Here is an 11,490-nt window from a genome sequence, read left to right as displayed (position 1 = left end):
AGTTATTATGTCCGTTATTAATATTGAAAGTGCCTTTAATACAGAAAATAGGAGTGTAGATGACTTCTTTAATCAAACAGGTCAAGGATTATATATTCCATTTTACCAACGAGAATATAGTTGGGATCAAGATAATATAGAACAATTACTAGAAGATATTTCAAAAGGAGTTCTTCGTGTAATTGATGATAAAAGCAGTAATAACAAAGAGATAAGATTTCTTGGTACAATAATAATACTTCAAGAGGCTAATAAAGAGAAAATATATCCCGTTGATAAGCAAGCTGTCCCTTCAAAGATTGACTTATTAATAGATGGGCAGCAAAGATTATCTACAATTTCTGTTATTGGAACTTTATTAACGAAACATTTGGTGGAAATTCTTTCGAAGATGAAAGAATCAAATATATTATATGGAGACCTGAAGGAAATTTGCGAATATTGGATAACTCAAAAACTATTGCATACATTTAGTTTTGATCTAGGAAGAGGCAAACCTAAAATAAAACCTAAGATTATTAGGGGTGCAATGGACTATTGGGTTCGAGAAGGAAATTTAGAAAAAGCATATAAATCGGATTTAGCTAGTTATCTTGGTAATTTCATTGAAGATTATACTAAATTTGAAAGTACTGGAAATATTTTTGGTTCAATAAAAAGAAATCAATTTGGGAAGATCTTAAGCCAAAATATTATACAGATTGATCGTTGGCTAAAAAATGTAGTTAGAACTGCCCATCTTCAAAAATCTGATGATTTTTCTGTTGCATGGGATATCTTAGATTCCTTCAAACAAGATAGTTTATGGAGTTTTGAAAGAGAACATCTCGCAGACAAAATAAAAACAAAAGATTTTTCAAGTAATAAATCTGATTCATATATTTTGTGTGAATTAGTGCAAGTTCTAACTGTGTGCCATTATCTCTTAGACCGTTGTTGTTTTACAATAATACAACCAACTGATGAAGATTGGGCTTTTGACATGTTTCAGTCTTTAAATGCAACAGGAACTCCATTAACAGCAATAGAAACATTTAAGCCTTTAGTTGTAAATGATACTGTTGAAAACGAGAAAGACTTTAAAGACTCCTCTAATGATTTAAGTTTCAGGGAAATTGATAATTTATTCAAGGATAATAATACAGCCCAACAAAAAAATAAACGGACTAATGAATTTTTGACTTCTTTTTTTGTTGCCTATTCAGGCCAATCCATATCTTCTCATTTCTCATACCAAAGGAAAATTTTGATGGATAGTTATAAGAAATGTAACATTTTCGACAAACGAAGCTCGTTTATTCATTTCTTAGGTGATTATGCTAATTTCTATAAAAATATTTGGATAGACTATAGCAATGATTCAACTGTTTCTATAGATTTTTTGAAAAACCATGAAGAAGGAGAACTGGCTTCTGTTTTATTACTGTTTTTAAGAACAACTGGTCACAAAATGTCTATAACTGTTTTAGGGAGTGCCTTCAAAGATGTTATTAGAAATCACTACTCAGTAGATAGTGTAAACAATTTTGTTAACATAATAAAAGCAATCACTGCATACTATTGTATTTGGAGGTCTTCTTATCCTAACTCAGGTCTAGATTCAACATATCGAGAGTTTTTTAAAGAGAAAAATAAGAATTGGGATTATAATGACACATTATACTCTCAAGAATTAAGAAAACATTTCATTAATTCTTTAAAGAATCGAGGAATAGAAGATTTTAGTACATGGAGTAATCGAGCTATTAATTTTTTTAGATATGATGAAGCCGGTAAGGTTTTGTGTCGATTAGCAATACTAATTGCAGCACATGACACTATTGAGGATGAAAATGAACATGGATTGATGAAAATAGCAAGAGCAAATACAAGTGATTTTTTATCTCTCAAAAAATGGAATAGTTTGGACTCCGTTGAACATATAGCTCCACAAAAAAATACAGACAAGGAATGGGATTCTGAATTATATGATGAACCTTCTTTATTATATCAATCCATTGGAAATTTAACATTACTTCCCCAAAGAATAAACTCTTCCGCAGGCAACAAAAATTGGAAAACCAAACGTCTTTATTTTGAAGCCATCGTTCAAAAAGATCAAAATAAATTAGACCAACTTCTAGCCGAAGAAACTGGATTATCTACTAATTCTATTGAGATAATAAGAGATGCAGAATACAATGAGCATTTGAAACCTCTAACTATGGTTAAAGAGGATGTTGGATGGAATGCAACTCTAATTAAAAAAAGAAATCAACGCATTATCGAAATATTCTGGCAAAGAATTTCTAACTGGCTATACTAATTAGAGTTTTTTACAAAAAATTCATTTTGTAAGATGAAGTAAAACTTGAATTTATGAAAAGAATTTATTATTTTTGAACATATAAAGAATATAGCCAACTCCAAGCCAAAAGTGGTATGCTGAGAGACAAATGATAACATTCCTAAATCATTACTAAAGAATAAATGTTATCATATAATTAATTGACAATATACTGTTTAGAGTAAGAAATAAACGACCCCTCCGGAGTCACGAGAACAATAAAGCTCTTGTAAATGCTTCATTTACAAGAGCTTGTTGTTTACATTTCAAGGGACAGAACCTATCAGGGAATATTTGTTAAATAACTGCAATTCAATACTATAAATTATTTTATTCTCTTTAAAGTAGATTGAACTATCTATAATCCGTTACTAAATCATTACTGAAGACTTTACTGTTTGTCTGTAATATTTTTGATTTCGAATGTCAAGTGAAAAACTATTATTTGGAATATTTTGGGTTTTACTTCTATTTCATAATTTTCATTAATTGAGGTTTTACAGAATATATAAATACCATCTTTGGCGATTCTAAGGGTATTATTTTAATGTTCCTATTGAAAATAAATATAGGACTGTGTGTTTGATTAAAATTTACTGAGTTCGGACAAAGGTCTTTTTATCTATACCAACTCCAGTTATTGTCAGTTTTTTCCAATGCTTAGGTAGTACAGATCTTACTTGATTAATGTTTCCTGCTTCGTCAATATCCAAACCTCCAAACCCCATCATCACAGCTTGTAAGACGCCTCCGGCACCTGTCGCAAAATAAGGATTTGTACCACCTTTACATTCAGCAATCACTCTGAAAGGAGGATTGAGATTGGGTTGATAAGCATCTTTGAACCAGTGATAAGCCTGATCACTATCACCCAGACGACTATACAGCAATGAAAATATTGCTTGCGTCATAGCCGGAGTATCAGAATGAGGTACTTTGGTTTGGTAGAAGTTCAAGTCTCGTGTTATTTGTTCTTTATCAGTAATAATCTTCAGCGGATATGCCAAAAGATTCACATCTGCTTGTTTAATATTCTGATCTGTATAGCTATCATGTTCTCTTGTTACTCCATTATTCATTGTTGAAATTGGGATTTTACTCGCAATCAAATTCCACTCCTCAGGTGCGGCAATTCCAAGCACAGATGCACTTTTAGATGCATATTGCAAATTTCGGATAGCAGTACCATTGGTATAAGCATTATTATTAATATTTTCAGCCCATTCATCTGCTGCAACAACATTCTTAATCTCGTATTCCCCTTTATCATTTTTTTCCACACGGCTAACCCAAAATTCAGCTGTTGCTTTTAATATTGGCCAACCTTTCTCTTTTAACCATTCTTTGTCTCCTGTAACAAGATAATATTGCCACGCAGCAATAGCGACATCTCCTGTGATATGATGTTCGAATGCTCCTGTCAGGGCATTAACAGGGGTTTCTTCAAATCCCGAATCGGCACTTTCCCAAGGATACATTGCACCATCGTATCCATACAAAGCCGCCTTTTTACATGCGGCATCCAACCTTTGAAAACGGTATTCAATCATGCTTTTTGCTATTTCGGGATGAAGGAGCAACATCGGAGGATACATCCATATTTCTGTATCCCAGAATACATGACCGTTATATCCCAATCCACTCAATCCCATAGGTGATGGAGATAAAGCAGTATTTTTGCGAGTAAATGAATAAAGATGATAAAGCATGCTTCTCACATCTTGTTGTGCCTGAGCATCTCCTTCTATCTGAATATCACTTTCCCACAATTTCTCCCATTCTTTTAGATGTCTGTCTAAAAGCCTTGACTTTCCTTCCAATGCAGCGTAGATAGTCATTCGTTCCGCTTCGTTGTAAGGGTCTTTTGTCTGATCTGATGATATCAAGCTGCCAATTAATGCAAAAGAATATTTCTGGCCTGCTTTTAGGTTTTTCTCGAAAGACATGGCATGCATATCCGTATCGTTCATTCGGTGCATGAGTTGAGGCTGATCGTTTTTGCCTTCTTCGAAAAGAAATGTATTTGAAACAGCGATCTTTGATTTTTTTGTAGGAGTATAGGCTACCGATGTCAACAAAGGTATATTAACATGCGAGTTTGTTATACTTTGGAAATAATGCTGTTGATTATTGAGTGAGGCCGGTGTTTCTAATAGATTTTCTACATTGATGTTCACATCTTTCTGTGTCTCGATTTCTACAACCATCATTACATAATGAGGAAGATGGCGCAACGCATAGTATGAATAGGTTACAAATACAAAATCTTTATATTGAAATGATCCGCTAAATGCTCCATTGCGCATATTCAACTCTTGCCTGAAATTGTTGATGTTATAAGAAGCTACAGACTCACCATTGAAAGCAAGTCTCATATTTAACATATTGTAATTTGGGATAAAATTGCTGACCCTCCCGCGTTTATATACATCGTACACACCCGCTAATACAACCTCCTTTACCCTCAATGGCTCGGGCGATGATATTATCCCGATAACGCCATTAGCGACAGTTTCTCCATAATAATTGCTCGGATCGGGCTGATCTGCCGAAAGTATCCATGGATTCTAGCTATACAAATTATTACTGATAGATAACATCAAAAGAGAGAGGACGAAATAAAATATATGTATTTTCATTTTACTTAGTTTTATATATTTATGAAAAAGATCGTTGCTATTTAAGCAAATAGTAACGATCTTCAATAAAAATTTAGATACTTAAATCTTTCTTAATTCATTAAAGTTTCTTTAATCCTTTTATCTGGGCCCTGTCAGTTACAGGATAGATGCTTATCGCCATACCTCCTCCCGGAGCACAATATTGTGATAATTTAGAATTACTGTTTACTACAACTTTGCGGATATGATATGCTTGTGGATTTGTCTTGTAATGCGCGTCTTTGTCATCAGCGTAAATAGTGGCAATATATGTTTTGCCATTTTCCAGAAAATCAAAGTTGACAATACTATTTCTTCCCGTTTCGCCATTCGTATTTCCTACAAACCATTTGTCTGTACCTTTAGCTTTACGGGCAACGGTCACATAGTCTCCCGGTTCTGCTTCAAGGTATTTCGACTTATCCCAGTCTAGAGCCACATCTTTTATGAATTGAAACGCATCCATATACTTTTCATAGGTTTCAGGGAAATCACAAGCCATTTGAAGCGGACTAGACATAGTTACATATAAAGACAGCTGGTTTACCAATGTTGTGTTTACCCATGATTTGTTATTCGGGTTATATTTACTAATATCATTTTCAAAAGCCCCCGGAGTATAATCCATCGGGCCACCTATTAAACGAGTAAAAGGAAGTACAGTTGTATGGTTTGGTTTACTTCCGCCAAAGGCTTGGTATTCCGTTCCACGAGCCGATTCGTTTCCTATTAAGTTTGGCCATGTACGGCAAACTCCTGTTGGACGTACAGCCTCATGCGCATTTACCATGATCTTGTATTCAGCAGCTTTCTCAATGGCATACTGATAGTGATTGTTGATCCATTGACTATAGTGATTCTCTCCTCGAGGGATGATATCTCCTACATAACCACTTTTTACGGCAGGATAATCATATTTGTTCATCAATTTATATGCATCATCCATAAAACGTTCATAGTTGCGGATAGATGCAGATGTTTCATGATGCATAATCATTTTGACACCTTTATTCTTCGCATAACGGTGTATATCTTCAATATCAAAATCCGGATATGGAGTTTGAAAGTCAAACACAAAATCTTTGGAATGTCCGAACCAATCTTCCCATCCGATATTCCATCCTTCGACCAAGACCCCGTCAAATCCATGTTGTGCAGCAAAATCAATATATTTCTTCACGTTGCTCGTAGTTGCTCCATGACGTCCGTGTGGTTTAGCTTTGCTATAATCTGTTTTGCCAATCTGTATACTAGGAAAATCGTTGGTATACGACCAATCGCTCTTACCAGTAATCATTTCCCACCATACCCCAACGTATTTCATGGGTTTGATCCATGATGTATCTTTTATTTTACATGGTTCATTCAGATTCAATGTGATATTAGAAGCCAGAATATCGCGAGCATCGTCACTAACAATAATTGTACGCCAAGGTGTAGAACAAGGAGCTTGTAAATGCCCTTTTGTTCCATTTGCATCAGGTGTTAACCAAGATTGGAAGACGAAGTTTTTATCATCCAGATTCAGGTGCATACACGCATAATTGATCAATGCCGCTTCATGTAAATTAATATAAATGCCATCAGATGTTTTCAATTGTAAAGAAGTCTGCACTCCTGTATTGGAAAATCCTGTTTGTGAAAGATTATCCGTTCTTGCAGATTCCTGAAGATGACGAATTTCTGATAACTGGGATTTTGTATAATCATATTCTTGGGTATCATAATCGCCCGGAATCCACCATGCTGTATGATCATCAGTCATAGCAAATTGAGTCAATTCCTCTTTCACCGCAAAATAAGTAAGCTTTTTTTGTTCTGGAAATTCATAACGGAATCCTAATCCATCATCAAATAAACGGAAACGAAGAATCATTATTCGCTCTGTATCTTTTTGTGTCAGGCTAACAATCATTTCGTTATAATGGTTACGGATGTCTTTTGATTCACCCCACACCGGTTGCCATGTTTCGTCAAATGAAGCGTTATTCACATTTACAACACTAAAATTATCGTAGAAAGAGGGTTTATCCCCAAAAGATTCTAATCCTAACTTACTAGGGTTTATTACTTTTTTCCCTTTATAGTTCAGTTCATATGTTGGCTCACCTTTTTCTGTGATAGAAAATTTCATCTCAAAATTTCCTGAAGGAGATTTGAATGTCTGAGCTATAGCTGTTACAGCTATTAAGTAAAAACTTAATAGTGAAAGTATTTTTTTCATCCTTTACTTATTAATTTATTGATATTTTAATTTTGTTACGTTTATCCGGAACTTTTACCCAACATTCTTTAGAATCTTCGTTCCACGACCACTCTATTGATGAAAAGTCTTTCTCTAGCTTATTTGTGAGTTGATTTTCTTCTATTATCGTAGCAGTTTTACCATCTATGACTACATTGTTAGGTTTACATTCCAAATGGTATGTGAGAATGATATTCCGCTTGTTCGATTGCACAAATCCATTGTCATTTGGAGTAATTACAGTTTCATAGCTATTGGTTAATGTTGTAGAGGTAAATTGTGTTTTAGAAGATATATCTTTTAAGTAATCCAGATTTTCACCTTCGTCTTCATAAAGTTCGAAAGAAGTACTTTCATCTTCATAATTCGGGAAGATATGAACAAATAACGGGTAATCTTTTTTCTCGTGTATATATTGCATAACAGGCATCATGGGAATAATAGAACCTTTTTTTACGAAAATAGGAATTGTATTCAACGGTGCACGATAGGTAATGGTTTGCCCACCCAGATAGGCTGTTTTTTTATCATTAAAATCTATCCATTCTCCATCAGGAAGGTATATACGTTTTACACGTTCACCCTTTTTCAGCACAGGAGCGACTAATAATTCCTGTCCGAAAATAAATTGGTTATCAATTTTTATTGCTTCCTCGTCATTCGGATACTCCATAAACAAACCTCTTGTTATAGGCAACCCAGTATCGTGTGCTATGCGTGAATAAGTATACAAATAGGGGAATAGTTGATATTTCAACTCTATAGCCGCTTTTGTATTCTTTTCCACTACATCACCGAACATCCAAGGTTCTACAGCATTGTCTCCCTCATGATGTGCACGGCTCAACGGGCAAAATACTCCGAATTGCATCCATCGGGTATATAGCTCTCCCATAGCATTATAATCGGTAATATCACCACAATATCCCGAGATATCTGTTGTCCAGAAAGGAATACCGCCTAATCCGGCAGAAACTCCTACTGCTACCTGATTTTCAAGTTGCCCCCAACCTTCCAATACATCATTGCCGTTACCACTGTCGTTCGTCCATCCGAAAGTATAACGCTGTAATCCTGCATAAGCAGAGCGTGTCATCTGAAAGATTCGCTTGTTAGGATTTCGTTTTTCAAACTGTTCTTTTACTACTTTATCCCAAGTAAGGCCATACACATTATGTATCTCATCATGCATACCTATGTGGTGTTTCATATTCAGGCGGTCAATATCTTCTTCGTTGCTCCAAGCTGGTTCGCCCATATCTGTCCAGAAACCGCTTATCCCATCGTCGATAGGTTTTTGCTGGTAGGTACCCCACCAGTCAGCTACTTCAGGGATTGTAAAATCTACCACACCACAGTTTCCTCCCCAGGGCCAAGGCATATCGTAGGATTTTCCGTTACGGATATCTTTTACAAAATAACCTGATTTATCGGCTTCTTTCCATTGTTTATCATTCGCCTGTGACACTACAGGATCTTGCGACACAATCATCTTAAAGCCCTGCTCTTTCAATGTTTTCAACATTCCTTTCGGGTCGGTATAGTTTCCCTTACGCCACTCGAAATCCTGTAAATATTGAGTCCATCCTATATCCTGATAGATTATATCGCAAGGAATCTGACGCTTACGAAACTCGGCTGCTACTTCCAATGCCTGAGCCTCTTTGGTGTATAAGCCACGGCTCTGTGCAAAACCTAATGCCCATTTAGGAGGCATGATAGGTTTACCAGTCAGGTCGATGTATTGCTCTTGTATGTCTTTATAATCTTTTCCAAATATGAAATAGTAAATAAAAGCCCCATCCGGTGCTTCAAATGAGTAGTACTCATCAGATTCCGTTCCGAACTTAAATTCGGTTTTATATGTATTATCCAGAAATATTCCATAACGGTAACTACTCATAAAAAATGGAATACTTTTAGCCAACGGATCTTCCATTACGCTGTAACAAGGTCGGTCGCTATTCCACATTTTATAAGAACGTCCGCGACGGTTCAATGGTCCTGTCTTTTCTCCAAGGCCAAAAAACTGCTCATCATTGCGCAAAATTTTATAAGCTTTTACTGCTTTTGAATCGGCTATATGTCCTTTCTCTTTAAAATCGCTAAAAAGCAACTTCTGCCATTTATCGAATATTTGCAACTGCATCGGATTCTTATTAATCCGGATGCGTAGCTTAGATGTGAATATCTCGTAGCAGGAGGGCTCGTCATTAACATTCACCTCTCCAATATCTTCCAGATTTTCATTAACAATGGCAAATGATTCATTACTTCTTATAAATTTTCCAGATTGATCGAACCATACTTTGACTACCGAACTGCTATTGATTGTCAATGATAATTTCGAACCGTCTTTACAGTTAAATATGACCTGATTGCCATTCTTCGTATAGGAGATACATTCTCCGGCAATCAATGTTGCCGAAGAAAATATCAATCCCATGATAAATAACCAAACTTTCTTTATCATAATAGTCTATTCTTAAACCTTTAATATTCGAATACTACCATATCCCAATATTTAAGAGATGGTAAAGTCAATGTAACCTCATTGCCCGACTGAGAAAACTCGATATTCTGAGCGACTCCACCATTTATATCCGGTGAAGCTATCCACACTTTTGAGACAGCCTTACTTGCCGTTATTTTTATTGCAGGGTTTGCAACTAACGTTGGTTCTGCTTGTGTACCATTCGTATCGCGCCATTCCATAGAGTTAGCCTGAGAGAAATTTATCAGATGAATGATTTCCCTGTCATTAAACTTTTTTCCAAGTACGGCTACACTCCCTTGCGATGCTGGCCATGTTTCAAAAGTCAAACCTCCATCAACAGATTGAACATTTACCGAAGAAAAGGTTCCTCCATCACGCAATAAATTCTGATATGCTACAAGAAAATCATAGTAATGCGTCATCGACTTTTTCAGTTCTGTCTTCATCTGCAAATTCGAATTCGGGAAATATTCATTCGCTAAATAGTGTTCTCCCAATTCGAGATGAGCTCCGCCAAAAGAGAAAATCACAGCATTAGTCAGCAAAACTCCAGGTATATTCATATAGCCTCTGTTGTTTGACTTTGCATAATTCATATAGGCTGCAAGAACTGTACTTTTGGTACTATTGCTGAAAGAATAGTTGTCGGTAATTACTTTTGCTAAGGCCTCGAATGTTTTACTTTCGTCCCATACTTCCGTATATAGAAAGTCCACATCGGATTTTGCAATGCTAGTTTGCTGTCCGTATTGAGAAACAGCATTCATTACCAACCTTTTTTCGGGAGAAGCTTGTTTCATGGCTGCAATAAAGGAAGAATAACTGTTTTCCAGATTTACTTTATCTCCGTTGTAATCGTATACATCTCCTCTGTTACCTAGCTGGTCGATATGAAATCCGTCAAAATCAAAAACATTATAAACATCTTTATGCCTTCCAGCGATGTAATTCTGCCATTCAATATTAGCGGGATTAGTCAGATAAATGCTGCTGCGAAAAGGTGGATCAAGATGATGATTATCTTTCTCTGAATGATTTTTATCTTTGAAAATATACCATTCTTCTTTTACTCCGTCAGATGCAGCATTGCTTAACGCTCCAAAGGCCAGATTATAAAACATAGCTTTCATCCCTTTGTTGTGTATCGCATTTATATAACCTTTTACAGTGGATAGGTAATTCGTCCTTCCCATCAGATCGGGCCATGTAGTAGCCGGATCAGCTACTGTTCCTGCTAACGGGCGATGGTGGTCATACATCCAGTCGTAAAACTGGACTCCATTTATGTGATACCTACTTAGGTTATTTATGTTATTATCTATAATTGCCTCCGACATTTTACCATAGGATGAAAGAAATCCGTAACGCGGAAATTTCTTCCAGTCAGAAGATACATCGACTGCAATACTTTGATGTATTTTTTCTTTTCCGTCTACAACTTCATAGATATCTACCATATATCCTTTATAATCTTCTGATGGAGCTGTCCAGTTCCATGAAGTAGATGATAAACTTTCTTCTGAAATAACCATACTTAAATGGGAATAACGAATTTTTACGTTACTGGAAGGCTTTTCTTTCAGTGTGAATTGAACTGTTTCTCCCGGCTTATAACATGCCTTATCCGTACTAAGATCAGCATTGAAATATGTCTCACCGTATATAACCGGATCGCTGTCTGTATCGTAGTAATCTTCACAACTACTGAATAATGCCAGGCACAATACTATGGATAAATATATTTTTTTCATGATATTTCTTT

5 protein-coding genes are annotated in these 11,490 nt (G+C 35.8%); 1 reads left to right on the top strand and 4 read right to left on the bottom strand.

Annotated elements, in window-relative coordinates; all coding sequences use genetic code 11:
• The first annotated feature begins 7 nt into the window (after positions 1 to 7).
• Positions 8 to 2,305 carry a DUF262 domain-containing HNH endonuclease family protein gene (locus tag BGO84_RS10000; protein WP_006842143.1) on the top strand — a complete coding sequence of 766 codons (2,298 nt, stop codon included), beginning with the start codon at positions 8 to 10 and terminating at the stop codon, positions 2,303 to 2,305.
• Between the two features lie 614 nt (positions 2,306 to 2,919).
• Here the strand turns inward: BGO84_RS10000 and BGO84_RS09995 are convergent.
• The 4 genes from BGO84_RS09995 to BGO84_RS09980 all read right to left on the bottom strand — a co-directional run bounded on the left by BGO84_RS09995 (position 2,920) and on the right by BGO84_RS09980 (position 11,479).
• Complete coding sequence (locus BGO84_RS09995) at positions 2,920 to 4,884, bottom strand: glycoside hydrolase family 65 protein (RefSeq protein ID WP_291029010.1); 1,965 nt, start codon at positions 4,882 to 4,884, stop codon at positions 2,920 to 2,922.
• 181 nt (positions 4,885 to 5,065) lie between these two features.
• Positions 5,066 to 7,210 (bottom strand): glycoside hydrolase family 97 protein, encoded by a 2,145-nt coding sequence (locus BGO84_RS09990; protein ID WP_006842145.1) that lies wholly within the window; start codon positions 7,208 to 7,210, stop codon positions 5,066 to 5,068.
• Positions 7,211 to 7,220: 10 nt separating this feature from the next.
• Entirely contained in the window at positions 7,221 to 9,704 is a 2,484-nt protein-coding gene (locus tag BGO84_RS09985; RefSeq protein ID WP_006842146.1) for a TIM-barrel domain-containing protein, read from the bottom strand.
• Between the two features lie 20 nt (positions 9,705 to 9,724).
• A complete protein-coding gene (locus tag BGO84_RS09980; protein WP_018074749.1) occupies positions 9,725 to 11,479 on the bottom strand; it encodes a glycoside hydrolase family 66 protein in 1,755 nt (584 codons plus the stop codon).
• Between the last annotated feature and the right edge of the window lie 11 nt (positions 11,480 to 11,490).

This window comes from Dysgonomonas sp. 37-18 (assembly GCF_001899125.1).
Lineage (GTDB): Bacteria > Bacteroidota > Bacteroidia > Bacteroidales > Dysgonomonadaceae > Dysgonomonas.
The sequence above is the reverse complement of the archived record's forward strand: the minus strand, read 5'-3'. Positions and strand labels throughout refer to the sequence as shown.

Excerpts from the sequence above, each read along its gene's own strand:
- BGO84_RS10000 (WP_006842143.1), top strand. The coding sequence starts at position 8 with ATGTCCGTTATTAATATTGAAAGTGCCTTTAATACAGAAAATAGGAGT.
- BGO84_RS09990 (WP_006842145.1), bottom strand. The coding sequence starts at position 7,210 with ATGAAAAAAATACTTTCACTATTAAGTTTTTACTTAATAGCTGTAACA.
- BGO84_RS09985 (WP_006842146.1), bottom strand. The coding sequence starts at position 9,704 with ATGATAAAGAAAGTTTGGTTATTTATCATGGGATTGATATTTTCTTCG.
- BGO84_RS09980 (WP_018074749.1), bottom strand. The coding sequence starts at position 11,479 with ATGAAAAAAATATATTTATCCATAGTATTGTGCCTGGCATTATTCAGT.